21 protein-coding genes and 4 pseudogenes are annotated in these 25,706 nt (G+C 62.4%); 13 read left to right on the top strand and 12 right to left on the bottom strand.

Features of this window, described 5'->3' with window-relative positions; all coding sequences use genetic code 11:
- Positions 1–12: 12 nt before the first annotated feature.
- Positions 13–1,641 carry an IS66 family transposase gene (gene tnpC / locus P6U29_RS07585; RefSeq protein WP_407112425.1) on the top strand — a complete coding sequence of 543 codons (1,629 nt, stop codon included), beginning with the start codon at positions 13–15 and terminating at the stop codon, positions 1,639–1,641.
- On the opposite strand, the gene P6U29_RS07580 is transcribed toward tnpC, so the two are convergent.
- Positions 1,642–2,079 carry a hypothetical protein gene (locus P6U29_RS07580; protein ID WP_407112424.1) on the bottom strand — a complete coding sequence of 146 codons (438 nt, stop codon included), beginning with the start codon at positions 2,077–2,079 and terminating at the stop codon, positions 1,642–1,644. It lies immediately after the preceding gene.
- A gap of 605 nt (positions 2,080–2,684) precedes the next feature.
- Between P6U29_RS07580 and P6U29_RS07575 the strand changes: the two genes are divergently transcribed.
- The 4 genes and pseudogenes from P6U29_RS07575 to P6U29_RS07560 all read left to right on the top strand — a co-directional run bounded on the left by P6U29_RS07575 (position 2,685) and on the right by P6U29_RS07560 (position 6,358).
- Positions 2,685–3,356, top strand: a complete 672-nt coding sequence (locus tag P6U29_RS07575) for a hypothetical protein (protein ID WP_407117023.1) — start codon at positions 2,685–2,687, stop codon at positions 3,354–3,356.
- Positions 3,357–3,452: 96 nt separating this feature from the next.
- A complete protein-coding gene (istA, locus tag P6U29_RS07570; RefSeq protein ID WP_407119264.1) occupies positions 3,453–4,964 on the top strand; it encodes an IS21 family transposase in 1,512 nt (503 codons plus the stop codon).
- Positions 4,965–4,974: 10 nt separating this feature from the next.
- Positions 4,975–5,720 (top strand): annotated as a pseudogene (istB, locus tag P6U29_RS07565) (IS21-like element helper ATPase IstB).
- A gap of 2 nt (positions 5,721–5,722) precedes the next feature.
- A complete protein-coding gene (locus tag P6U29_RS07560) occupies positions 5,723–6,358 on the top strand; it encodes an ATP-binding protein (RefSeq protein ID WP_407117022.1) in 636 nt (211 codons plus the stop codon).
- 779 nt (positions 6,359–7,137) lie between these two features.
- On the opposite strand, the gene P6U29_RS07555 is transcribed toward P6U29_RS07560, so the two are convergent.
- From P6U29_RS07555 to P6U29_RS07540, 4 genes and pseudogenes are all read right to left on the bottom strand, one after another.
- Positions 7,138–7,977 (bottom strand): universal stress protein, encoded by an 840-nt coding sequence (locus P6U29_RS07555; RefSeq protein WP_407117021.1) that lies wholly within the window; start codon positions 7,975–7,977, stop codon positions 7,138–7,140.
- Positions 7,978–8,101: 124 nt separating this feature from the next.
- On the bottom strand, positions 8,102–8,491 hold the full coding sequence (locus tag P6U29_RS07550; RefSeq protein ID WP_407117020.1) for a response regulator: 390 nt from the start codon (positions 8,489–8,491) through the stop codon (positions 8,102–8,104).
- Positions 8,488–12,600 (bottom strand): GAF domain-containing protein, encoded by a 4,113-nt coding sequence (locus P6U29_RS07545; RefSeq protein ID WP_407117019.1) that lies wholly within the window; start codon positions 12,598–12,600, stop codon positions 8,488–8,490. Before P6U29_RS07545 ends, P6U29_RS07550 begins: the two co-directional genes overlap by 4 nt.
- Positions 12,601–12,890: 290 nt before the next feature.
- A pseudogene (locus tag P6U29_RS07540) lies at positions 12,891–13,791 on the bottom strand (LysR family transcriptional regulator).
- A 98-nt stretch (positions 13,792–13,889) separates the two neighbouring features.
- Between P6U29_RS07540 and P6U29_RS07535 the strand changes: the two are divergent.
- The 5 genes and pseudogenes from P6U29_RS07535 to P6U29_RS07515 all read left to right on the top strand — a co-directional run.
- Positions 13,890–14,891: pseudogene (locus P6U29_RS07535) on the top strand (arabinose transporter); the annotation flags it as partial.
- A gap of 204 nt (positions 14,892–15,095) precedes the next feature.
- A complete protein-coding gene (locus P6U29_RS07530) occupies positions 15,096–15,878 on the top strand; it encodes a carboxymuconolactone decarboxylase family protein (protein WP_407119263.1) in 783 nt (260 codons plus the stop codon).
- A 119-nt stretch (positions 15,879–15,997) separates the two neighbouring features.
- A pseudogene (locus P6U29_RS07525) lies at positions 15,998–16,392 on the top strand (cupin domain-containing protein).
- A 23-nt stretch (positions 16,393–16,415) separates the two neighbouring features.
- A complete protein-coding gene (locus tag P6U29_RS07520; RefSeq protein WP_407117018.1) occupies positions 16,416–16,808 on the top strand; it encodes a putative quinol monooxygenase in 393 nt (130 codons plus the stop codon).
- A gap of 71 nt (positions 16,809–16,879) precedes the next feature.
- Positions 16,880–17,653, top strand: coding sequence for an SDR family NAD(P)-dependent oxidoreductase (locus P6U29_RS07515; RefSeq protein WP_407117017.1), 774 nt, complete (start codon positions 16,880–16,882; stop codon positions 17,651–17,653).
- A gap of 34 nt (positions 17,654–17,687) precedes the next feature.
- Here P6U29_RS07515 and P6U29_RS07510 read toward each other — a convergent pair whose 3' ends face one another.
- The 4 genes from P6U29_RS07510 to P6U29_RS07495 all read right to left on the bottom strand — a co-directional run bounded on the left by P6U29_RS07510 (position 17,688) and on the right by P6U29_RS07495 (position 19,956).
- Positions 17,688–18,365: a hypothetical protein gene (locus P6U29_RS07510; RefSeq protein ID WP_407117016.1), complete on the bottom strand. Its 678-nt coding sequence runs from the start codon at positions 18,363–18,365 to the stop codon at positions 17,688–17,690.
- A gap of 128 nt (positions 18,366–18,493) precedes the next feature.
- Positions 18,494–18,976 (bottom strand): transcription elongation factor GreA, encoded by a 483-nt coding sequence (gene greA / locus P6U29_RS07505; protein WP_407117015.1) that lies wholly within the window; start codon positions 18,974–18,976, stop codon positions 18,494–18,496.
- A gap of 57 nt (positions 18,977–19,033) precedes the next feature.
- On the bottom strand, positions 19,034–19,513 hold the full coding sequence (locus tag P6U29_RS07500) for a hypothetical protein (protein WP_407117014.1): 480 nt from the start codon (positions 19,511–19,513) through the stop codon (positions 19,034–19,036).
- Between the two features lie 107 nt (positions 19,514–19,620).
- Positions 19,621–19,956 carry a hypothetical protein gene (locus P6U29_RS07495; protein WP_407117013.1) on the bottom strand — a complete coding sequence of 112 codons (336 nt, stop codon included), beginning with the start codon at positions 19,954–19,956 and terminating at the stop codon, positions 19,621–19,623.
- Between the two features lie 262 nt (positions 19,957–20,218).
- Here P6U29_RS07495 and P6U29_RS07490 point away from each other — a divergent pair, with 262 nt between their 5' ends.
- Positions 20,219–20,452: a DUF3551 domain-containing protein gene (locus tag P6U29_RS07490; protein ID WP_407117012.1), complete on the top strand. Its 234-nt coding sequence runs from the start codon at positions 20,219–20,221 to the stop codon at positions 20,450–20,452.
- 39 nt (positions 20,453–20,491) lie between these two features.
- Here the strand turns inward: P6U29_RS07490 and P6U29_RS07485 are convergent, their stop codons facing one another.
- On the bottom strand, positions 20,492–21,010 hold the full coding sequence (locus tag P6U29_RS07485; RefSeq protein ID WP_407117011.1) for a hypothetical protein: 519 nt from the start codon (positions 21,008–21,010) through the stop codon (positions 20,492–20,494).
- A gap of 38 nt (positions 21,011–21,048) precedes the next feature.
- Complete coding sequence (locus P6U29_RS07480; RefSeq protein ID WP_407117010.1) at positions 21,049–22,596, bottom strand: acetolactate synthase large subunit; 1,548 nt, start codon at positions 22,594–22,596, stop codon at positions 21,049–21,051.
- A gap of 265 nt (positions 22,597–22,861) precedes the next feature.
- Here P6U29_RS07480 and P6U29_RS07475 point away from each other — a divergent pair, with 265 nt between their 5' ends.
- On the top strand, positions 22,862–23,440 hold the full coding sequence (locus P6U29_RS07475; protein WP_407117009.1) for a L,D-transpeptidase: 579 nt from the start codon (positions 22,862–22,864) through the stop codon (positions 23,438–23,440).
- Between the two features lie 84 nt (positions 23,441–23,524).
- Entirely contained in the window at positions 23,525–24,340 is an 816-nt protein-coding gene (locus P6U29_RS07470) for a DUF2927 domain-containing protein (protein ID WP_407117008.1), read from the top strand.
- A gap of 181 nt (positions 24,341–24,521) precedes the next feature.
- Here P6U29_RS07470 and P6U29_RS07465 read toward each other — a convergent pair whose 3' ends face one another.
- Positions 24,522–25,649, bottom strand: coding sequence for a pyridoxal-phosphate dependent enzyme (locus tag P6U29_RS07465; RefSeq protein ID WP_407117007.1), 1,128 nt, complete (start codon positions 25,647–25,649; stop codon positions 24,522–24,524).
- Positions 25,650–25,706: the final 57 nt, after the last annotated feature.

Below are 25,706 nucleotides of genomic sequence, written 5' to 3'. Positions count from 1 at the left end.
GAAACACTCTGCATGAGTGATTTGCCTTTCGATCCAGCATTGCTCCGTCAAACCGTGATAGTGCTATCGTCACGGCTTGCGGCGTTGTCGGCGGAATGCAGCTCGCTTTCGGCCGAGCGTGATGCGGCAATCGCCCAACGCGACGCTGCGATCCAGGAGAACGACAAGCTCCTGATGATCCTGTCCCAGTACAAGCGCACGATCTTCGGTCCCCGCTCCGAGACACTGGATCTCGGACAGCTGTCTCTCTTCACCATCACGGCACAGGCGGTTCGTGCCGCCGCCAACGACGACGTGACCGGAGGCAGGCTGCCCGACGGAGCGGAGGACCGTGGAAAGCGACCGGCGCGACGCAACCGTGGGAAGCTTCCGGAGCATTTGCCGCGCATCGATGTCGTGATCGATATGGAGAGCCAGATCTGCCCCTGCTGCGGCGAGCAGCTGCACAAGATCGGGGAGACCGTCAAGGAAGCCTTCGACGTCATTCCGATGCAGTACCGGGTCAAGCGCATTGTGCGCCCGCGGTACGGCTGCCGGGGATGCCGCCAGGGTGTCCTGCAGGCACCCGCGCCGGCCCAGGCGATCGACGGTGGGATGGTGACGGAAGCGTTGCTGGCCCACATCGCGGTGATGAAATACGGGTACCAGCTGCCGCTGTATCGCCAGGAACAGATGTTTGCCGCCCAAGGCATCACGCTCGACCGGCAAACGCTGGCCTCGTGGATGGGCCGCGCCGCCTGGTGGCTGAAGCCGCTTCACACGTTGTTGCGCGACACAGTGATGTCCTACCCGCGGCTGTTTGCCGACGAGACGCCGCTGCCGGTTCTCGATCCCGGCCGTGGCCGGACTAAAGTCTGCCAGTTCTGGGCGATCGCCACCGATGACCGTCCGTGGGGTGGCCCGGCGCCGCCGGCGGTGGTCTACATGTTTGCCGAGGATCGCAAGGCGATCCGCGCCAAGCAGCTGTTCGGGGACTACCACGGCATCCTGCAGGTCGACGGCTATGCCGCCTACAAGGGCCTGATCAAGAACGGCGGCCATCTGGTGCAGCTCGCGTTCTGCTTTGCGCATGCGCGGCGGAAGTTCTGGGACGTTCACGTCGCGACGAAGTCGCCGATTGCCGCGGAAGCGCTGCAACGGATCGCGATGTTCTACGCCATTGAGGATCGCATCCGCGGTCTGCCAGCGGCGCATCGGGCTGCGGTGCGGCAAACCGACACCAAGCCGCTGATCGAGGACTTCAAACCCTGGCTCGAAGCGCGACTGCTGGAAGTCTCGAAGAAGTCCGGTCTGGGCAAAGCCATCCGCTACACCCTCAACCATTGGGACGGCCTGACGCGCTTCATCGATGACGGACGCATCGAAATAGACAGCAATACGGTCGAGCGCAGCATCAAGCCGATAGGCCTGGGAAAGAAGAACTACTTGTTCGCCGGCAATGAAGGCGGCGGCGAGACATGGGCCATTCTCGCCTCGCTCATCAACTCGGCAAAGCTGCAAGACATCGACCCGCGGCACTATCTGACCGATGTTCTCGAGCGCATCGTCTCTGGACGCACCAAGATCAATCAGCTGAACACGCTGCTGCCGTGGAATTGGAAGGCCGAACGCGACGGTTCGGAGGCAAAGCTCGCCGCTTGATCAGTTCGACGGCAAGGCGTCAGGAACTTCCTGCGCATCGCTGGCGTCGTCGTAGATCTCTTCGCGGATCACGCGCAGCGTCACCTCGTGCAGATACACTTGCAGCGCACCATCCAGCTCGGTGAACTCCGGCAGCAGGACTCGATCGACGAAGCCTCGTGATGCACGGACCATCACCGTGTTGCGTCGCTGCCGGTGATAACGAAACGGCCGCAGCCCATATCGGCGGCAAAGCGCCAGAAAAAGATGCCGAGACCATTGGTCGGGAAGTGAGAATTGCTGTTCGATCGCTGGATCGTGGCGAGCGAGTTCCTCGACCCTAGCTCGCACCCGCTGCAGCGCGGCTTCCGCCGCAAGGCGCTCACCAGCAGTTCCGGCACCTGCGAACAAGGCCTCGATCTTCCGAAGCTTCTCGCGCAGCTGCGACTCGCTGGTCATTCTGATCTCGTTACCCGCTCCGAACCAGGGTCACCCCATCACCGCGCGCCGGCGGCGTCAATCATCCCGACCGCGCTATCCAAAGCATTCCGCGCAAGTCAAGCCCGGGCACCGGTGATACTATCGTGACGCTCACCTCGCACCGGGCGATGGAAGGACCCGGACTCGGCAGACCGCTATAAGCACACTATGGCCAGCGCTGAGGCCCGGCGAGCGGACTTATTGCCGGTACCAACGCCTCGGTCCCGTGCACTGAAGCGGCTTTAGCTCAGTTCGGGTTTCTACGCGCCTGACCTGCTCAACTGATTTGGTTAAAAACGCAATTCCCCGTGCAGGGGAAAATTTGCCTGTGTGCGCCTTGATGTGCCTCGCCGGTTAGCGTGCCATGGAGGCGTATAGCGATGGGACAAACGACCCGAATATTGAAGCGGGCAAACGTCCTGCCCGATCTCCTGAAAATGCTTCAGGAGCTTGAGGAACTAAGAGAGAAGGTCCGGCTCGCCGAGGCCAGTCGGGTGATACATTAGGGCGTCCGCCGCTTCCGGAAACTGCGGCCCTTTGTCTGGGAGCAAGGCATCGCAAAATCGTTTCTGACGACTACTGAGGTGCTTTCACTGCTAAATGCCAACGAATTTTTTCGACTCACTCGGCAGCCGATCCCAACTTCCGACGAAGAAGTTGCCGCTCAACTAGCTCACGAGAAGCTCATTGCCAGAGACGTCGGCGGACGATGGAATATCCTCAATTTAGGGGCAATACTCTTCGCTGACGATGTGCAGTCGTTTCCTGGTATCGTTGGCAAGGTCGTGAGAGTGATCAAATATGCTGGCTTTTCGCGATCTGAGGCTGCCGTTGAGACGGTAGGAAACAGAGGATATGCGATCGGCTTCGACCGTCTTGTCGAGTTCGTGCATAGGAGGCTTCCCACGCAGGAAGTCATTCGTAGAGCGTTGCGCGGACAGCGCCCTCTTTATCCGGAAATTGCAATCCGTGAGTTGATAGCCAATGCGCTTCTTCATCAAAACATGACAATACCGGGCACTGGTCCGTTGATCGAAATCTTTACTGATCGGGTGGAAATCACAAATCCAGTTCAGCCGCTCCTTGCGACAGAAAGGTTCATCGACCTATCCCCGAGGTCCAGGAATGAAAGCTTGGCTTGGCTCATGCTGCTGATTCCGGGCGAAATCGACCACCATTCCGAAATGAAATCGCCCCCATTCCGATTTGAAATCGCCCGCCGTTCCGAGATGAAATCGCCCACTATTCCGGGATGAAATCGCCCGGGGCGAAGCGGCCTCTTCTGGCTCTGATAGGTCCCCTCCTTTCGGCTTTTGGAAGGAGTGGATCGGATGCCGATGGGGAGGCTTGCGATGCGCCATGTGCGCGAGGTGATGAGACTGAAGGCGGCGGGGCTTTCGATCCGGGAGATCGGGCGGCGGGTCGGGGCCGTGCCCTCGACGGTGCGGCTGACGATCCGGCGGTTCGAAGCGGCAGGGCTGAGCTGGCCGCTTGCAGACGAGGTCGCGGATACGGTTCTGGAGGAGCGGCTGTTTGCAGGCGCCGGAGCCAAACCAGGCCAGAGGCGACGCGCGGAGCCGGACTGGGCGGCCATTCACCGCGAGCTCAAGCGCAAGCATGTGACGCTGTCGATCCTCTGGGAGGAATACATCGCCAGCGAGCCGCATGGCTACCGCTATAGCCGCTTCTGTGAGCTCTTCAGGGCCTGGGAAAGCCGCCTGTCGGTGACGATGCGCCAATCCCATGCCGCCGGCGACAAGCTGTTCGTGGACTATGCGGGCGACGGCGTGCCGGTGGTCGACCGACTGACCGGCGAGATCCGCAACGCGCAGATCTTTGTCGCAGTGCTGGGCGCCTCGGGCTTCACCTACGCGCAGGCGACCTGGACGCAAGGACTGGCCGACTGGATCAGCGGTCATGTCGGCGCGTTCGAGGCGATCGGCGGCGTGCCGGCGCTGGTCGTACCCGACAATACCAAGACCGCCGTGATCAAGGCGTGCTTCTACGATCCGCAGATCAACCGCAGCTACGCCGAGATGGCGGCGCATTACGGCACGGCCATTCTGCCGGCGCGACCGCGTCGTCCGCGCGACAAGGCCAAGGTCGAGCAGGCGGTGCTGGTGATCGAACGCTGGCTGATCGGTGGCTTGCGCTACCGCATCTTCCACAGCCTTGCCGAGCTCAATGCAGCGATCCGCGCGATGTTGCACAGGCTCAATGACGAGCGCCCGATCCGCCGGCTCGGCGTGACGCGCCGGCAATTGTTCGACGAGATCGATCGGCCGGCGCTGAAGGCCTTGCCGGCGGCCTCTTACGTCTTCGCTGAGTGGCGCGTCCGCCGCGTCAGCCTCGACTATCACGTCGACGTCGCAGACCACTACTACAGCGTTCCGCATCGCTTCGTCCGCGCCGAGGTCGAGGTGCTGCTTACCGCACGCACGGTGGAGATCTTCCACAAGGGCGAGCGCATTGCCGCGCATCAGCGCATGAGCGGCAATCACAAGCACACCACCGTGCCCGAGCACATGGCCTCCAGTCATCGGCGTTACGCCGGCTGGACCATCGAGCGCATCCGTGGCGATGCCGCGGCAATCGGGCCTGCGACGTTGGCACTGTGCAATCTTATTCGGCCGCATCCCGAGCAGGGCTTCCGCGCCTGTCTTGGCATCATCAGGCTCGCCCGATCCTATGGTCGCGAACGGCTCGAAGCCGCCTCCGCGCGTGCGATCGACATCAGCGCGCGCACCTACGGCTCGGTCAAATCGATTCTCGCCAACAACCTCGATCGTCGTCCCGCACACAGGCCCGCAGACGGGACTGCGATCGTCCACGCCAACATCCGCGGGCCGCGCTACTACAATTAGGAGAACAGACGTGCTGACCCATCCGACACTCGATCAGCTCCACGCGCTTGGCCTGCATGGCATGGCCAAGGCCTTCATTGATATCCAAGCCTCGGGCGAAGCCAATGGCCTCGGTCATGCCGAATGGCTGGCGCTGCTGCTGGATCGTGAATCCTCTCTGCGCCGCGACAAGCGCCTCTCCGCTCGCTTGCGCTACGCCAAGCTGCGCCAGCAGGCCTGCATCGAGGATATCGATTATCGCACCCCGCGTGGCCTCGATCGCGCACTGTTCGCCCAGCTTGCCGAATGCAGCTGGATCGACGCCCACGCCAATCTCCTGATCTGCGGCCCCGCCGGCGTCGGCAAGAGCTGGCTTGCGTCCGCGCTCGGCAATAAGGCCTGTCGCGACAATCGCTCCGTGCTCTATCAGCGCGTGCCGCGACTGTTCTCCGAGCTTGCTCTGGCGCGCGGCGATGGCCGCCATCAACGCATGCTGCGCGCGCTCGGCCGCGTCGATCTGCTCATCCTCGATGATTGGGGCCTCGAGCCGCTCGATGCCGCCGCGCGCCACGATCTCTTGGAGATCCTCGAGATCGCTACGGCTGTCGATCCACCATCGTCACCAGCCAACTCCCCGTGGACCAGTGGCACGCCCTCATCGGTGACCCCACCTATGCCGATGCCGTGCTCGATCGCCTCGTCCACAACGCCCATAGGCTCGATCTCGCTGGCGAAAGCCTGCGCCGGACCAGGGCCCAGCACGTCCGCAAGGCCTGAGCATGGGGCCTGTGGACATGACGCTTTGCTTGGACAACGCCTCCGGCGTTGACCACATGCCCACAGCAGCAACAGCAGACGAAGCTCTTCTTCCGATCGGTTCGGGATTGACCAGGCCCCGCAACCGGTGTCAGGAAAACAGCGCCAGAACGCCTGCGCCTCGGGGCGAGATCAAATCGGAACGGTGGGCGAGATCAGATCGGAATCCTGGGCGATTTGAAATCGGAATGCCTGGGCGAAATCATCGGAATCCGCAGCTCATGCGAAAGATAGGTGTCTGCGAGGAGCGCGGCAGCGGCATCGACAAAGTGATTGAGTCCGTTGAAGAAGCTACTCTTCCGCCTCCGGAATTTCGGGCCGACGGTGAAAGTACCAAGGCCATCATCTTTGGTCCAAAAAGTTTTGGAGAGCTTACGCCCGAAGAGCGCGTGAGAGGATGCTACCAGCATGCCGTCCTGAAATACGTCAACACTCACGCTGGGATGACAAACGGCTCGCTTAGGGTCCGCTTCGGTGTGCCTGAGCGCAATGCCTCCCAGATATCGAGGGTCATCAAACAAGCTGCGCAGATGGGCTTGATCAAAGCGTCGGACAATTGGACCGCTAGGGCTGGTCACTATCTACCTTTCTGGGCGTAACTTTCTTGATCGGCAATTTACCCTTTGTTAACCATCAGAATTTTTCTAATCTTCTCGATGCCTTACTAGGAAGTTTCAAGATGGGTTTTCTTGACTGGGTTTTGATTCGCTGGCGCCCCGGGTTCCTGTGTCAAGATATAGTAGTCGAGCAGCGGACGTGATTGACAGAAATCTGTGATGAGCTCAGACCAGCCAGAAGCGCCGTCCTTCCGTAATTGACAGGAGGCGCGCGTTGCGGCTTCGCAGCAATCCCGAGCCGAGCCGAGTCGAGGCGGCGCATGAGAGTGGCAGTCGCTGGTCCCCGAGCTTTCTTTGCGCCCACGACGCCCCCTCCCGGATTTTCGAGCACCTGCTGGCTGCCGGAGAATGCTCGCAAACGGTCCGACACTATCTGTTGCGGTAGAGGCAGGCCAACCGAGGTGTCGGCGGGACCGCAGCCAGCTATGTGAACCGGGGAAAAGAAGGGTAGATCGAGCCCAACATAAAATTCGTGAAGGAGATCAATGATAGGTCTGGCCTTCACACGGGAGAGGTCCAAGGTTCGATCCCTTGTGCGCCCACCATCCATTGTCCTGCCCACTCCAGTATCGAACGATCCCGGGCAGCTGACGTCGCCGTCAGCGGTCTGCCGAGAGCGTTCCATCAAAAATCGCAAAACAACCCCATGCACAGTAGACGGCACCAGCCGGATCAATGAGTTACGCCTTTTCCGAATCGTAGTTTGACTCGTCGGGCAAAACAGGAGCAGGATGGCACGATCCAGGGAGAGGCATGCGGATCTAATGAGCCATCAGGACAGGCAGATCCGCATGCTCGATGATATGGCTGGTCGCCCCGCCGAATATCATTTGCCGTAGCCGGGTGCGGGTGAAGGCTCCCTTGATCAAGAGATCGCAACCGTGTGCTCTGGCGGCATCGAGGACCGCCTCACCAGTTTCTCGCCCCTCTAGTTCAACGCTGAGCAAGCTGACGGCAATGTCATTGTATTGGAGTTGTCGAGCAACCTGATCGGCAGATGGTCCTGGTACCGCTTGGCCGCCAATGACGGTTAGCACCGATACCCTTTCGGCCGTGCGAAGCAACGGCATGGCAAATGCGTTTGCCCGAGCTTGCTCGGTACTACCATTCCAGTGGATCATGATGTTTGTCGCGATGCTTCTTGGTGCATTCGATGGCGTCAGCAGGACGGGCCTGCCGCTCTCAAACAGCGCGGATTCAATCGCGCGACGGTGAGGGCCCGCAGCATCAACGTCGGACCGTGCCATCGCGATCAGATCGAAAGCGCGCCCATAACTTCCGACAAAGTCTTCGCCCTCAGGCGCGGTCTCCAGCCAGCCGAAGCATGGTCCACGCGATCCCGCAGTGGCTCGAGGAATATCGCGCTTCAACATGAATGCTTCGAAAAAGTTGCGCATGTCGTTCAATTCGGCTTCGGTCTTAACTTGATACGAATCCAAAAGGATGCCGGTGGCCAATTCCGCGGCTACATATTGAGGGATGCCGAACCGGAGCGGAAAGCCTTCGATATAGGCGCCGGAACGTTGCGCGAGGCCTACGACGACATCGAGCGTGGATGTCATCATCGGAATATTTCGAAGCGGGACCAAGAGCGTCTTCATTTTGAACCCCCGGTGTTTGCGGTGAACATTGACGCAGGATACCTAATTTCACTTGGGACAGCGCCTGGGAGATTTCACCTTGCGAGCCGTTCCGGTCCGTCATCGAGCACGAGAGTGGTTGCAGTCAGGCCGCTTGCTCAAGCCTTGTATCGATCTCCTGGCGCAGCGCCGCGAAATCAATGGGTTTGGTCAACAGGTCGGCTGCGCCGTTCTCCAGCGCTTTGCGCTTGGTCTCGGCGTCACCGTAGGCTGTGATCATGATGACCGGAACATCGGGGCGGGCCGAGCGCACGATAGGTAGCATCTCCAGCCCGCTCATTCCGGGCATGTTGATGTCAGACAGGATCAGAATCAGGGCGGCATCTTCTATCTCGACCGCGCGCTGCAATGCCGCGGGTGCCGACGATGCAAACTCCATGAGAAAACGACCGGCGCGCAGATCGCGCCGAAACTGCTGGCGGAATAGCGCCTCGACATCGGGCTCGTCGTCGACCACCATTATATAGACGCTCAACTTCTGCCTCCGGTCTGCAATGGTGCCGCCAGCGTACGCGGCAGAGTAATGATGAACTCCGTATAATCGCCAGGCCTGGTATCGACCTCGATGCTGCCGCCGTGCTGCTTCACAACGATGTCGTGGCAGATTGAAAGACCAAGCCCGGTTCCTTCACCCGCGGGCTTGGTTGTGAAGAACGGATTGAATATCTTCTCTCTCACGTCGGCCGGGATGCCGGCGCCATTGTCGCGAATGCGGATTTCGACGGCGCTGCCGAGGTTTGTGGTGGTCGCGCGCAGCCTTGGCTCGAAGCCGCCACCGGCGGCGTCCTTTTGTTTGCTAGCCGCGTAGAATCCATTTGAAATGAGGTTAAGGAACACCCGCGTGATTTCCTGCGGATACAGGTCGAGCGTCCCCGCACTGGGATCGAGATTCCTTTCAAGCTTGATGTTGAAACCTGCCTTTTCAGCGCGCGCGCCGTGATAGGCAAGGTTGAGACTTTCCTCAACGATGGCGTTGATATCGGCCGAACGGCGCTCGCCAGAACCCTCGCGCGAGTGCAGAAGCATATTCTTGACGATGGAATCAGCGCGCTTTCCGTGCTGCACAATCCTTTCCAGGTTGGCTTGTAGCATGCGTATCAGCGCGTCGATGTCCTGCCTTGCCGCCTCGCCGAGGGCGGCCGAGCGCAGCCCGTCGCCGAGTTCGTCAATCAGTTCGGAGGAAAGCGCAGCAAAATTATTGACGAAATTGAGCGGGTTCTTGATTTCATGTGCAATGCCGGCCGTGAGTTGCCCGAGCGAGGCAAGCTTCTCGGTCTGGATCAACCGATCCTGCGCGTTTCGCAATTCCTCGAGCGATTGCGACAACTCCATCGTGCGCTCGCGCAGTTCGTTCAGCAGGCGTGCATTCTCGATCGCGATCACACCCTGGTGCGCGAAATTGGACACGAGCTCGATCTGCTTGTCCGTGAAGGGCTTAACTTCCTGACGGAAGATCGTGATGGTGCCGATCAGCTCGTCTTCCCTGAGCATGGGCACGATGACGAGGGTCCTCGCGCCAGCAAGGTCGGCAAGCGCGCGAACGTTCGGGTTGCCTTCGACGTAGGGCGGCTGAGTTCTGATGTCGTCGATATGAACCGTCTGATGAGTTTTCTCGACGGTGCCGAGCCCGCTCGCGGGATGTGGGCGAATGCTCTGGTGCAGCCGAGTTTCAACGTAAGCTGGCGGCGCGTTGTGCAATGCGACCGTACGAAAGCCGCCTTCCTCGTAGAGATTCATGGTGCCGAAGCCGGCGCCGCAGATCCGTGTCGCATTCTCCAGCATCTTGTGGAAGACCGGAGTCAATGCGCCTGTTGAAGCGCTTATGATTTCCAGCACCTCCGACGTTGCGGTCTGCCGCTCCAGCGATTCGTTCAATTGCTCGAACAGGCGCGCGTTGCCGATGGCGATAACAGCCTGATCTGCAAAAGTCTGGAGCAGGTTGATCTGCTTCTCGCCGAATGGACGAACCTCCGTGCGACGTAGCACGATCGCACCCATGGCCTCGCCTTCGCGCAACAGCGGCACACTCAAAACGGTCCGAACGTTGGAGCGAAGCGCATATTCGCGTCCTGTCGGGAATTCCTCCCCTTCGGGCCCAAGCAGGTCATGCACATGAACGGTGCGGCGGTTGATAATGGCCCGGCCGCTGGGCGATTGCACACTGATCGATCGTCGGCTCCACACCACGGGAATTTGTCCATGGTGCGCCTGGACAACGATGTCGTCGCCGTCCCTCAGAACGACTAGCGCATCATATGCCTCGCAAAGCCCGCATGCGCTTTCCACAATCGCCTTGAGCGCCGGACCGACTTCAGTCGGCGAGGAAGCGATAACCCTCAGGATATTGGCGCTGCCGGTCTGGTACGTCAGCGCCTCGGACAGATCTCGCGTCCTGCTTTGCAATTGTTCGAAGAGCCGTACATTCTCGATGGCGATCACGGCCTGATCCGCGAAGGTCTGCACGATCTCAATCTGCCGCTGGGTGAACGGGCCCGGCTCTGGGCGCGCCAAACTGAGCACCCCGATCGCGACGCCCTCGCGGACGAGAGGTACATTAAGGGTCGCGCGATAGCCGCCGATCCTCGCGAGGTCATGCCGCGTGAAGTCGGGGTCGCTCATGAGATCGGCGACATGATCGATTTGACCAGTGAGCGCTGCCCGGCCGCTCGGCGTGTCGCGGCTCGGCGCAAGCGGCTGGCTCTTGCGTAGGGCGACCCACTCCGGCGGGTTGTTATGGGCAGCCTCGAGGTGCAGCAGCCCATCGCGCATGAGATAGATCGCGGCTCTTGGATCGCCGCAGAGCCGTGCTGCGGAGCTAACAAGCGTGTCGAGAACATTGGGCAAGTCGAATGCCGAACGGCTGATCACCTTGAGCACGTCGGCCGTTGCGGTCTGCTGGCGCAGAGACTCGCTGAGATCCTCGGTGCGTTGGCGCAACTCCTTGAGCAACCGCGCATTCTCGATGGCGATCACGGCCTGATCGGCAAATGTGGCTGCAAGCTCGATCTGCTTTTGCGTGAAAGGCTGCACGCGCTTGCGAGCAATCACGATCGCGCCGATCGGCTCATTCTCGCGCAGGAGGGGAACACCGAGTGCCGTGCGCTGGCCAGCCATGGTGATGGACTCGTGCAGGTCGTATTCGGGATCTGCAGCGACGTCGAGGATTTGCACGGGACGACGCTCAACTACGGCTCGACCTGTGACCGTACTCCTGCCGGGGACAACCGGGTGAGCCTGCAGAAACTCGATGTACTCCTCGGAAAACCCTACTGCTGCTCCGGCCTGATATTCATCACCTTCGCGGCGCATGATGAATGCCATCTCCGCTTCGCACAGCCGTGCCGCCGAATCGACCAGCGTGCTGAGTACGGTTTGCAGATCGAAGGTCGAGCGGCTGATCACCTTCAGCACATCGGCAGTCGCGGTTTGTTGCTGGAGCGATTCGGCGAGATCGCGCGTCTTCGCTTGGACCTCATCGAACAGCCGGACATTCTCAATCGCGATCACGGCCTGATCGGCGAAAGTGGAGACCAAGTCGATCTGCTTGTCCGTGAACGAGTTCACGGTCTTGCGGCCCAGGAACAGCACGCCGATCGTTTCTCCGGATCGAAGCAAAGGTACGCCCAGGAGGGTGCGGTAACCGCCGGCCCTCTGCTGCTCGGGATAGGCGTATTCGGGATCGACCAGCACATCCTGGATCTGCACAGCCTTGCCGCACAGCAAGACGCGCCCAACGACGCTGCCGCGTCCAGCATTGAGTCGAATGCCCGGCGAGACCTTGGCCCACTCGGGCGAGAAATTGTACCGAGTTGCATGATAGTAGGCGCCGTCGGTATCCTGCCGGACGATTGCCGCCATATCGGCACCACACAGCCACGCCGCCGATTCCGTCAGCGTGTCGAGAACCGTTTGCAGATCAAATGCGGAGCGGCTGATGACCTTCAACACGTCGGCGGTCGCCGTCTGCTGCTGCAGCGACTCCCGCAAGTCGTCAGTACGCGCCTGCACCTCATCGAACAGCCGAACATTCTCTATGGCAATGACTGCCTGGTCGGCGAAGGTCTGCAGAAGTTGCACATGATGCGGAGCAAAGGTACCCGGCTCGGCTCGCGTTACGCTGATCATGCCGATCACCTCGCCGCCGGTCGCGAGCGGAACGAACAACATGCTGCGAAAGCCACGGGCGCGGGCGATGAATTTGATGTCGCTTGTCAGCGCTTCGGTATCGGGGGTCGGCACCACCTTACCGGTCTGAGTCCTTGCAAAACTCTCGAAATCGGCAATCGGCCGCGGAAACATCTTCTTCAATGCTTCATCGGCGACGGAATTCGTCGGCGTGAACGCCGCCAAGTGGGCGGTGCCGTCGATGAAGCGGAATACGGTCGTCGAAAAGCCGCCGAGCAAGGCATTGGCGCGCCTCGCGATTGCATCGAATACCGGTTTCACCTCCGATGGCGAGCTGGCAATGATCTTGAGAATGTCCGCGGTGGCGGTCTCGCGATCTTGTGCGGCGCGCAATTCGGCCAGAAGCCGCGCGTTCTCCTGCTGCAAGTCCGCCACAACGTCCTGAGGAAGCGCGACCATGATGAAAATCCACGTCACCAGCCGGTTCGCGGCCGACGTCAAATCCAATCAAGAAAGCGTCGGGAATTATTCCACCATAACGTGCTTCCGACCAGACGTATCGTTAGTTGATTTTCAGTCGACTACGCGTCAATTCGCCTCCGCGATCTGATGAAGCGGCGAGTTCCGCGAATTGCCGCTGCGGGCCGACTTGTTTCGTGCCGCATAGCGGCAGGCCTTGAGGAGATTGCGGGACCGAAATGCTGCGCCAAGTGCAAGGGCGCTCGCAAAATGCCATCTGTGCTGGAGTCCTACCTGCCGCGGTAGCGGAGCGCCTCCACAAGCAGCGAGAAGGCCGGTGAAGGCTGCCGACGGCTGGGATAATAGAGATGGTAGCCCGAGAACGGCGGGCACCAATCCGCGAGCACGCGGACCAGACGGCCCTGGGACAGGTACGGCTGCACATGTCCCTCCGTCAGATAGGCGAGGCCCAAACCCTTCAGCGCACCATCCAGCAGAAGGCCCGCACTGTTGAACACGAGCTGGCCATCCACCCGCACATTGAGCTCCCGGCCGTTCTTCTCGAAGTCCCAGGCATAAAGGCTGCCGCCGTGCGTCGGCAGGCGAAGATTGAGGCAATTGTGGTGCGTCAGGTCCTGAGGCGTCTTCGGTCCGCCTGCGGTCGGCGAAGTATGAGGGTGAGCCGACCACGGCCATCCGGAGGTCGGGGCTGACGCGCACCGCGATCATGTCCTTGGCGACGAGCTCGCCCGGACGAATACCGGCATCAACCTGCTGCGCCACGATGTTGGTGAGCCCGTAGTCGATGATCACCTCGACATGGATGTCCGGGTATTTGGGCAGGATTTTCCGGAACGCCGGCAGCAGGATCTCGGCGGCGGCAAACTCCGTCGCCGTCAGGCGGATGGTTCCGGCAGGCTTCTCGCGCAATTCGCTGAGCGCGGCGAGATAAGCATCCATCTCGGTGAATTTGGGGCCCACGCTGAGGAACAGCCGTTCTCCGGCTTGAGTCGGTGTGACGCTCCGCGTCGTCCGGTTCAACAATCTCACGCCGAGCCGCTCCTCAAGATTCCGGATGATCTGACTGAGCGCGGATTGCGTCATGCCGAGCTTCGCCGCGGCGCGCGTGAAGCTGCGCTCTCTCGCCACTGCGAGGAAGGCGAGGAGATCGCTGGCATCCTCTCTATTCATTCATAAGCCTGACTAATGACCGCATTCGAAATCTATCACCTAATCATGGATCGGCGAAGATCCTAGGTTCGGAGCAATCACCAGGAGCTCTGAACAGCATGCCGGTTACAGCCATGCAGCCCGCCGCATCGCTTCGCGCCACGGCGACATTGCTGCCGATCATGGCGGTGGTGTTCGTTGCCTTCCTGGTCATCGGCGTCGCGATGCCAGTCCTTCCCCTTTACGTCCACGATGGATTGGGCCTGGGTACCTTCGTGGTCGGCCTGGTCGCCGGCAGCCAGTTCGCCGCTTCGCTGGTCTCGCGGCCGTGGGCCGGCCACTTCTCGGATCGACGCGGAGCGGAGCGCGGCGTGATCGTCGGCCTGCTCGCTGCCGCGGCGTCCGGACTGCTCTATCTGGCTTCTCTCGGCTTTGCCCACACCCCGCTGGCGTCAGTCGCCATACTGCTGCTCGGACGGGGCCTGCTCGGCGCGGCCGAGAGTTTCATCATCACCGCTGCCGTGAGCTGGGGACTGGCGCTCGCCGATGCCGGCAGCACCGGCAAGGTGATCGCCTGGGTCGGCTCGGCAATGTTTGCGGCCTTCGCGATCGGCGCGCCCGCGGGATCCGTGCTCTACGCCGCCTACGGCTTTGCGGCGATCGCAACCACCACTGCGGTCGCGCCGCTGCTGACGCTCCTGCTCGTCGTCCGGCTTCCCGCGGTCCCTCCCCTCCACCAGCAGACCCGCACCTCGTTCGCCGAGGTGTTCGGTGCCGTCTGGGTCCCGGGCTTGGGCTCGGCACTCGGCAGCGTCGGCTTCGGTGCGGTCACCACGTTCGTCGCGTTGTTGTTCGCGCACCGCGGCTGGGCCAATGGGTGGCTGGCCTATTCCGCTTACGCCGTCGCCTTCATCCTGGCTCGGGTGTTCTTCAGTCATGTGGCCGATCTGCTCGGCGGAGCAAAGGTGGCGCTAGTAGTCTGCGCGGGAATCAAGGCGGCCGGCCAGGCGCTGATCTGGCTTGCCGTCCGGCCCGAGATGGCGCTCGCCGGCGCCGCGCTCACCGGCTTCGGCTTCTCTCTTGTCTATCCCGCGTTCGGCATCGAGGCCGTGCGTAGCATTCCCATGCAGAGCCGCGGCCTCGCCATGGGCGCCTACACGGCGTTCCTGGATCGCGCAAGGGCTCGCGAGCCCGGCACTCGGATTGATCGCGACCAGCGCGCGACTGAACGTCGTCTTTCTCGTCAGCGCCGTGACCGTGCTCTCTGCCGCATTGGTCGCGCTGTGGCTGATGGCGCACCCGACAAGCTTGGAGGGAAATCCGTCATGAGGATGCTCGCAGCGACTTTGCTTTCATTCTCTCTGTTCGCCGGCGCGGCCGCCGCCGGTCATGCGCCGATCGCAGGAGGAAATCCAATGCCAAAGCCGGAAGCTGTCCGCGCCGTTGCTCCCGCCCTCGAAGCCTATGCGCAAAAATTCGTCCTCGGCGATCTCTGGAAGCGACCGGGGCTTTCGCGCCGGGATCGCAGCATCATCACCGTCGCCGCGCTGATCGCGCGCGATCAAACCGTCGAGCTGCCCTCCCATATGGCACTCGCGCTCGATAACGGCGTGAAGCCGTCGGAGATATCGGAGATCATCACGCATCTGGCCTTCTACACCGGCTGGGCGAATGCGATGGATGCGATCCCTGCGGCGAGGGAGGTGTTCAAGAGCCGCAACATCGGAGCGGATCAACTCCCGCCGGCCTCGGGGCCGCAGCTGCCGCTCGATGAGGCCGCGGAGAGACAGCGGGCGACTCGCGTCGGAGAGCAGTTCGGACAAATTACGCCGAGCCTGGTCCAGTACACGACTGACGTGCTGTTCCGGGATCTCTGGCTCAGGCCGGCTCTGGCGCCGCGCGACCGCAGCCTGGTCACCGTGAGCGCGCTCATCGCGACCGGCCAGGTCGCGCAGATCACCTATCACCTGAACCGCGCGATGGACAATGGGTTGACGCGGGAGGAAGCCGGCGAAGTGCTCGGTCATCTCGCCTTCTACGCGGGCTGGCCCAACGCATTCGCCGCGGCTCCAGTGGTAAAGGACGTCGTCGAAAAGCGGCCGCGCTGACCTGGAGAGATGCCGTGATCACACGACGGGGCGTCCTCATCGCCGGCAGCGCGGCCGCCACTCTCGGAATTCAGCGGGTGCAGGCGCTCGCGTCTGAAGCAAAGGAGACTCAAATGGAGATCGACATCAAGAGAAACGGATCTCGGCCCTCGCAGAAGGGCTCCCAAGATTGGTTCACCGGAAGCGTCCGCATCGACCCACTGTTTCAGGCGCAGGATCCGGCGCGCACCGGTGCCGGCCAAGTCACGTTCGAACCCGGTGCCCGGACCGCCTGGCACACGCATCCACTCGGGCAGACGCTGATCATCACGGCAGGACTCGCTGGGTTCAGCGCGAGGGTGGCCCAGTGGAGGAAGTCCGTCCCGGCGACGTCGTCTGGTTCCCGCCCGGACTGAAGCACTGGCATGGCGCTTCGCCGACGACGGCGATGACCCACATCGCGATCCAGGAGTCCTCCAGCGGCAAGAACGTGGATTGGCTGGAGAAGGTGAGCGATGAACACTACCGCAGGTGATACGCAGATTAGGTGAGAAGACCATGAACACGAAGCAGTTTTTCATCATTGGTGCATCGATGCTGGCGTCAGCTGTGGCGGGATCTGCTTTCGGTCAGGAAAAGCAGGACCAGTACATCCAAATCGCGGAGATCGAAATCGATCCCCTGCAAATCGACGCTTACAAGGCGGCGGTCAAGGAGCACATCGAAACCGCTGTGCGGGTCGAGCCTGGCGTTCTGGTGCTGTATGCCGTGTCCGACAAGAACGATCCCAGCCAGGTGAGAGTTTTCGAAATTTATCGCGACATCGATACTTATAAGCTGCACCTCGAATCCGAGCATTTCAAGCGATACAAGACGACGACCGAAACAATGGTGAAGTCACTGAAGCTGATCCGCACCGATTCCATCGCCCTTGGTGCGAAGGGGAAATGAGCATTCGATAGAGGAACCGGTCATGAAGAGGGCGCAGTACTCTGCGCATGAGACGTTAGGAGGAGCAGCGCATGGCGATCGTATTCATCACGGGCAGCACCGACGGTCTCGGCCGGGCGGCCGCGCAATCACTCCTCGATCAAGGTCACCGCGTGGTGTTGCACGCGCGTTCGGCAGATCGTGCCGTAGCGCTCGGCGAGCTCACGTCGCGTGCCGCGGGGTTGGCGGTCGGCGATCTCAGAAGTGCCTCCGAGACGAGGAGCATCGCGGATCAGGTCAACGCGATCGGCCGCATGGATGCGGTCATCCACAATGCCGGCGTCTACACGCGGCCGAGCCGTGGCGCGACGCCGGAAGGCCATGCCGAGACCCTGGCCATCAATACGTTGGCGCCGTACATGCTGACGGCCTTGATCGAGCGGCCGGGCCGATTGGTTTATCTCAGCAGCGGACTGCACCGGGACGGAGAGGGTTCGCTCGGCGATCTCGACTGGACGAAGCGGACTTGGGATGCGGCCAAGGCCTATGCCGAGAGCAAGCTGCACGTCGTCGCGCTCGCTTTCGCGCTGGCACGACGCTGGCCCAAGGTCCTGAGCAACGCCGTCGATCCCGGATGGGTCCGCACGAAGATGGGCGGCGCGGGCGCTCCGGTCGATACCGACACCGGACAACGGACGCAAACCTGGCTGGCGGTGAGCGAGGATTCCGCTGCCTTGGTCAGCGGACGCTACTGGCATCATCTCGAGCAGCAGCAGCCGGCCAGCGAGGCGGCCGATCCGAAATTTCAGGATCAGCTCATCGGCCAATTGAGCGAACTGACGGGCGTCGAGCTGCCGGAGGTGTAAAGCGCGATGATTCGTCGCAATGACGGAGCAAGCTTCAGGCGGCTGCCTTCGGCCGCCACGCCGCGTAGAGACCGACCAGGGTCCCGATGGCGGCCAGTGCGGCTGCCAGCAGCACCTGCAATTCGCCATCGTCGGTGGGGCCGACGGACGACACGAGCCTGGTCACGATGACGAACAGGATGCCGACGGCGGCCGCCGCACCCACGCAGAGATAAGCGAGCTCTCGCGTCAGATTGCGGCCGAGAAGTCCGAGCGCCGTGAAATACATCGCACAGGCATTGGGATGAACGAACAAGCCAATACGCGCATAAGGGCCGTAGGCGTCAAACAAGGACTCGCATCGGCTCAGTGCCGCTTTCGAGGCCACCCGCTGCAGGAACGGCCTGAAGAAACGCGCCTGTCCGTAGCTGAGAACAGCGCCCAGGATGATGGCGAGCCACGCCACGATGAAGACGGAGCCATCAGCGACCTTCGGGCTGAGCGCCACGGACATCAGGATCAGGGCCGTTCCGGGAAAATAGCCGAAATACGGGAAGACCGCCTCCAGCAGCACGCAGACGAACATGAACGCCGGAAACCATGCCGACCCAGTCGCGCCATGGACGATCGCGTTCAAATCGAACAGGCTCGTCCTATACAGAACCAGATACATGCACATGGCCAGTCCGGCCAGCGCGTAGAACGGCAACGCTCCCGACAGAAACCGTCTCATCCAACCATCGAGCTTTGTTTGGCGGAGACGACGGCCTCGCGCTTTTCCGGACTATGCTTTAGGCGAATGAGATTGCTCCTGTCGATAGCGCCCTTTGTCACGCAATCCCGGCCTGACCTTGCGCGCTCCTACGCAATCGACAGGATCTCGATCTCCTGCGCGCCTGAGCCCGCGACGTCTCCGACCGCCTTTCCCATCAGGGACCGCGCAACCGGCGAGACGAACGAGATCGAGCCAGCCTTGGGATCAGCCTCGTCCTCACCGACGATACGGTAGGTCTGCACGCGACCATCGGGGCGGCTGAAGGTCACGGTGCTGCCGAAGGCGACGACGTCGGTCGAGGTCGGATCGGGCATGACCTGCGCGGTGCGTAAGCGTTCGGTGAGATAGCGGGCGTCGCGCAGAGGCACCGCCGATTGGCGACGCTTCTCGTTGACGTCCTCGATGGCTTGCGCGGCTTCATAGGCCTCGCGCGCTTCGGCGAGCTGCGTCTGCAACGCCTTGAAGCCTGCCTCCGTGACGAGGTTTGGATGCGGTGAGATCGGGCGATCCGGCAACAGCGTCTCGGACGCGGTTTCGGCACTCTCTTCCTTGGTGAAGGCGACGCTCAATTGAATATCCTGTCGAGCTGGTTGGATCGCGACGCCGTGTGCCGCCGCTGCCCGAGACTATATCTCAAGTTCGACGAAACGGCGGAGCTTGAAGACGAGGTCCGGAATCGCCTGGCGGAACCTGGTTGCGTTCTGGAAACTGGTCGAAAACGGCGCGAAGGTGAGCATGGCGTTCCAATTCCGATAGCCGTAGACCGTGACCGAGACGCCAGAGCTCGGGAAATCTTCCAGCTTGCGCAATTCGCCGAGCACGAGATCGGCGATCGCCTCCGCCGGCAGCAGGCGCTTGCCATCCCGCGTCGTCGCGATTTGCGCAGGCGGCTCGACCGGTTTCGTGGCAGCCGGCGCAGCATCGGGCGCGTTCTCGGCTTTGGCCGCTGCCGGATCGGAGCTGGACGTCGGCTCCGCTGCATCCGCCGGCACGATCGGCGGAACCTCGGCGATCGGCGACAGTGCAACACTGTCTGTGCGCTTGTTGCCTCCCAGGATGCTGCTGATCATGGCCACAAGGCCAGCATCCTTCACCTCGTCACTCATCGCTTCCCCCGGCTTCGCCCTACTTTAGCACTGCTCTCGCAGACCGCCACCGCGGATGTGGGGCCGGAAGCCGCCCGACCAAGACCGTCGTACCGCAATGCGATCCGCTACTGCTTATCGAACGGAATGTATTGCTGATACCGCTTGGGCACTGAGCTGCGGTAGCGCGCAGGCACGGTGCCGGTGTCGATGGAATGATCGATCTCCTGCTGCCGGGTCATCTTCTTCTTCGCCGGCTTCTTCGACGCGCTCTTCTTAGCGTCGGTCGGCTGGCTGGATGAGTCGGTCGCGCTTGGCGCTGTCGTCGTCGCGGCCGGCGCAGTGGTTGTCGCCGCAGGCGCGGTGGTCGCGCCGGTGGCCGGAGCGCCCTGTGCCAGGGCAAGCGGCATTTGCGTCATGATCACCAGCGCTGCCGTCGCGGCCAGCAAATATGACTTCTGCATCAGAACCTCCAAGATTGTCTGATCCGAATGAGGCTAGCGTAGGCCTCCGGTATCGACGCGTGCAAGTCTGTCAACAATAGGTCCGATCCCACACCAGAACTGTGGTGGAGATCACATTGCGAACCATGGCCTGCGTCATGATGTGCCTCACCTCGAACGCACCGCGCCATGCCGACACCAACACTGCATGACCGTGCGTCGGACAGGCCACGGGGAACGGCAAGGCATGGCCGTTCCACCCCACGCTCGAAAGGAGACTGAAATGCGTCGCACCATCCTCACGCTTGCATCGTTCGCAACCTTGATCGCCGCGTCATTGTCGGCGGCGCCGGCCCAGGCCGCAAGCGACAGATACTGCCTGCAAGGCCGCAGCTGGGGCTATCCCGGCAACTGCCAGTTCGCCAGCTACCAGCAATGTGCCGCCACCGCCTCCGGCACCTCGGCCTATTGCGGCATCAACCCGCGCTACGCGTACTCGCAGCCGTATTATTACTAACGACGTCGCGGCGTGCGTGACCACGCACGCCGCGCTCCTCTAGGCGCGGCCGCCGAGTCCGGTCTCCTCCAACCGCGTGGTGAACCAGCGCGACAGCGCCTCATCGACGAGACCAGAGACATAAACTTCCGACATCGTCACATGGTGCTTGTCCAGCACCAGCAGCAGGCCGATCCAATAGGGAAACCAGACATGCACGTCGGTCAGCGCCCGCAGCTTGTGCTGATCGTGATCCAGCGGCGTGTGATTGCTCGCCTTGCGGATCTCCACCGCGAGCAGATTGTTCGGGATCTCGCGCTGATGCACGACGACATCGGGGTAGATCGACTTGCCGAGATGGTCGTCGGTCGAGATGATGGTGCCGTGCGGCAGATGCAGCGTGCGCTCGCCGAGCCGGTCGTAGTTGCAATCGACTGACCAGCCCGAAAACTGCTCTTCAAGATGTACGGCGAAACGATGCGTGAGCGCCCGCTCGCCGACATCCTTTTCGAACAGGAAGCCCTCGTGGGCGTAGAAGTCCCGGAGCGCCGCGATCACCTTGTTCAGCTCGGTCTGCATCGTGCCTCCGGGCTCACGGCGCTCTATCTGTTGACGTCCTACATCTGAACTTCGATCAGCCGCGGTCCGGGCTCGGCGACGGCTTCAGCCAGCGCCTTGTTGAACTCGTCGGCATTGGTGACGGCGCGGCCGGGCACGCCCATGCCCTTGGCCAACGCCACGAAATCGAGCGTCGGCCGGTCGAGCCGGAGCATGTCGTTGGCGCGCTGGCCGGGTTCGCCCGCGCCGACATTGTCGAACTCGCCGCGCAGGATCTGGTAGATGCGGTTGGCGAACACGATGGTGACGATGTCGAGGTTCTCGCGCGCCTGGGTCCACAGCGACTGGATGGTGTACATCGCACTGCCGTCGCCGACCATGGTGATGACCTTGCGGTCCGGGCAGGCGATCGCCGCGCCGATCGACAGCGGCGTCGAGAAGCCGATCGAGCCGCCCATGTTCTGGAGCCAGTCGTGCGGCGCGGCAGCGGCGGTCGGCGGGAAGAAGCCGCGGCCGGTGGTCAGGGATTCGTCGACCATGATCGCGTTCTCGGGGATCGCACAGGCAATGGCCTGCGCGATCGAGGCGAAGGTGAGCGCGCCGGTCGGCTTGACCAGCTCCTGCAAAGCCTGCGGCTTGACGTCCTTAGCGCTGGCCTTCACGGCGCCGGCAAGCGCTTCCAGCGCCGCGACCGAGTTCTCGCCCCAGGAGGTCATGCGATGCACTTCGCAGCCCTGCGGCTTGAGCATGCTCGGCTTGTTCGGATAGGCGAAGAATGCCACGGGATCGTCGGACTCGACCAGCACGATGTGACGGAACTTGGCCAGCATCGGCAGCGCCTGGTCGATGACATAGTGGATGCGGTCGATCGAGAAACGGCCGCGGCCGCGCGCCATCTTGGGACGGAAGGTCGGGCCCATCACCGTGCAGCCGGTCTTGCCGGCGATGCGCTCGGCCAGCGCCAGACCCTGCGCGCTCAGCGCGCTGCCGGTCATCAAGAGCAGCGTACCCTCGCCGTCGCCATGTAGGATTCTTGCAGCTTGCTCGACTGCCTGCGGCGAATAGCTCGCGCGCTGCTGCTCAGCCGGCACCTCGGCGATGCCGTCGGCCTCGTTCCAGGCAGTGTCCGCGGGCAAGATCAAAGTCGCGATCTGCGGCGGCGCGCTTTTGGCGGCGGCAATCGCTGCGGCGCCGTCGGCGGCGACCGATTTGGCATCCGGCGCGGTGCGGACCCAGGACGACATTGGCCGGGCCAGGCCCTCGATGTCGGAGGTCAGCGGCGCGTTGTAGCCGATGTGGTAGACCGCGTGCTGACCGACGATGTTGACGATGCCGGAATTCGCCTTCTTGGCGTTGTGCAGATTGGCAAGGCCATTGGCGAGGCCGGGGCCGAGATGCAGCAGGGTCGAAGCCGGCGTGCCCTTCATGCGGAAATAGCCGTCGGCGGCGCCCGTCACCACGCCTTCGAACAGGCCGAGCACGCAGCGCATGCCGGGCACACGGTCGAGCGCTCCGACAAAATGCATCTCGGAGGTGCCCGGGTTGGTGAAGCAGACGTCCACCCCGCCCTTGACCATCGTCCGCACCAGGCTTTCCGCACCGTTCATTCTTTTTGCTCCCGCAACCGGCGTTTTCGAGTGATCCTCCGACCAATCATTGTTCGCGCCATCCGTCAAAGCAATAGGGGACATCGCGGCCCTGCCCCGCGCGAGGATGAGCTGGTTTGGCTAACGCTTTCCAGCAAATTGGTGCGGTTGCCGATTTGGTAACGCCATTCGTTAAGCATGGCGCCCCTCACGGGGCCGTGGCTTGCGAAACCCTCGCGAATATGGCCTGTGGCCTTTGTTGAAGAGATTTTTTTCGGGGGAGACAATGATCCGGTTTTTTGCCGCGCCGATTGCCGCCATCGCACTCTTGACCGCCGCGACCGGCGGCGTGCTCGCCGAGGAGTTCGACTCCCGCGACATCATGGGCGGCGGCCCGAACTTCTTCCGCGGCGGCGCGAGCCCGATTCCCCGCTCCACCGTCATGTATAACGGCAACTATGCCCCCGGCACGATCGTGGTGAACACCGCCGAACGCCGGCTGTATCTGGTGCTCCAGAACGGTCAGGCGCTGCGCTACGGCATCGGCGTCGGCCGCGACGGCTTCCGCTGGGGCGGGGTGCACAAGATCACCGCCAAGAAGGAATGGCCGGACTGGACGCCGCCATCGCAGATGCTGGCCCGCCGGCCCGACCTGCCGCGCCACATGAAGGGCGGCATCGAGAATCCGCTCGGCGCCCGCGCCATGTATCTCGGCTCGACGCTCTATCGCATCCACGGCTCCAACGAGCCGGAGACGATCGGCCAGGCCGTGTCCTCGGGCTGCTTCCGCATGACCAATGACGACGTCACCGACCTCTATAGCCGCGTCTCGGTCGGTACCACGGTGGTGGTGCTGAATAACTAACCGGGCAGCCATAGCCGGAACCCGCAGGGCGCGTGAATTTGCGGTCTTGTGCGCGCGGCGCGAATGCGGCAGCGTCGCAGGACGATGAGCGCATTTGTCCCGCCCTCGCCTGCCTTTCGCATCACTCTGCTTGCGCTCGCAGTGCTCACATGTCTGCCTGACATCGCACCCATGGCTGCCGCGGGCGAACTGCCCGCGATCTCCTCGCGTCAGCGCGCCGAGAAGAAGAGTTTTACCGACGGCGAGATCATCGAAGGCTTCATGAAGACGGCATTCGGCGCCGAATATCACCTTGCCGGCCGCGTCGACCGCATCCGCAAGTTCGACGGGCCGGTGCGCGTCTACGCCGAGAGCGACCGCGCCGATCGCAAGATGCAGCTCGCAAAAGTCGTGGCCGACATCGGCAAGCGCGTGCAGCATCTCGATATCGCCATGATCGACACCAATGAAGCGGCGAATGTGCGAGTGAAGCTGGTGCGCGACCGCGATCTCTTCCGCACCATCTCGAGCTTCTACGGCGTGGAGAAGGCGCGCGAGATCCGCTCTTCGCTCGACCCGCAATGCCTGTCCGGATTCCGCAAGAACGACAATTTCGAGATCGAGCACTCCGACGTCATCCTCACCGTCGACAACGGCGATTTCGTCTTCCTCGACTGCGCCTATGAGGAGCTCCTTCAATCGCTCGGGCCCATCAACGACACCGCGAGCGTGCCGTGGACCATGTTCAACGACAACGTCTCGATGGGTTATTTCGACGTCTACGACCAGTACATCCTCAATCTGCTCTACGATCCCCGCATCAAGGCCGGCATGACCGTGGCCGAGGTCAAGGCAGTGCTGCCCGCCGTGCTCGCGGATGTGCGGGCATGGGTGAAGCGGGTGAATGATTTGAGGGAGTGAAGACGCTTCTTACCCTCCCTTGGAGGGTTAGGGTCGGCTCGCAGCGCGATAGCGGTGCGAGACGGGGTGGGGTGACAGTCTCTCCACAGAAGCAGTGCCCTTGTGGAGAGATCACCCCACCCCGCTCGCGCTGTGCGCGATCGACCCTCCCCCTCCAGGGCAGGGGGAGAGCAGCTCCGCCCTACTGCACGAGATCGGCAACCGTGCTCGCGGCCTTGAGACCGGTGCCGGTGAGAACCGCGACCGTGGTCTCGTTTGCCTTGATCGCACCAGCGGCTGCGAGTTTGTCCAGCGCTGCCGCCGCGCTGGCGCTGGTCGGCTCGGCAAACAAGCCCTGCCGTGCGAGGCGCCGCAGGGCGGCGACGATCTCATCCTCGGTGAGTGCGACGGTGCCGCCGCCGCTCTGGCGAAGTGCGCCGATGATCTCGCGCAGGCGCAGGGGATTCTTGATGGCGGTGCCTTCGGCGATGGTCTTGCTGACCTCGCGCGCGACGGGGGTATCGACACCGGCCTTGAAGCTTGCATCGATCGGCGAGCAATTGAGGGGCTGCGCCGCGAACAGGCGCGGCAGCTTCGATATCTGCCCGGCTTTCAGAAGCTCGCGGAAGCCGAAGGCGCAACCCAAGAGACTGCTGCCGGCGCCGACGGGGACGATGACGTTATCGGGGGCGCGGAAGCCGAGATCTTCCCAGATCTCGTAGGCGAGCGACTTGGTGCCTTCGAGGAAGAACGGCTGCCAGTTGTGGCTGGCATAAAACGTCTGGCTCGACTGGCGGATGGCCTCTGCTTCCGACTCATCGCGCGGCCCTTCGACGAGTTGCACCGTCGCGCCGTAGGCGCGGACCTGCGCGATCTTGGCCGGCGACGTGGACGCGGGGGCGAGGATCTTCACGCGCATGCCGCCGGCGGCACCCAATCCCGCCATCGACGAGCCGCCGTTGCCGGACGAATCTTCAAGGATGGCTGAGATGCCGATCTGGCGCAGGAAGGACAGCATCACCGCCGAGCCGCGATCCTTGAAGCTGCCGGTCGGGTTGAACCATTCGAGCTTGAACAATGGACGCAGATCGTCCCAGTCCTGCTGAACCAGCGGCGTGCAGCCTTCGCCAAGCGAGATCGGATTCTTGATCTCGACCGGCAGCGCTGCCCGGTAACGCCACAGCGAGCGCATGCGGTGATCGATGTCCTCGCGCGAGATGCCGGCACCCGGCGTCACCAGCAGCGGCGTGCGCTCGTCCGAGCACCAGCGCGGCTGGTCGAGCGGATAGAGCTGTCCGTTGCGGGGGTCGATATAGCTGGCGGCAGGCATTGGCGTCTCCAATACAAGGACGAACTGCGATTAGGCCAACGACACGTTTAGTCCGGG

Source organism: Bradyrhizobium sp. LMG 9283 (assembly GCF_045571415.1).
GTDB lineage: Bacteria > Pseudomonadota > Alphaproteobacteria > Rhizobiales > Xanthobacteraceae > Bradyrhizobium.
This window is presented reverse-complemented; position numbering and strand designations above follow the sequence as displayed.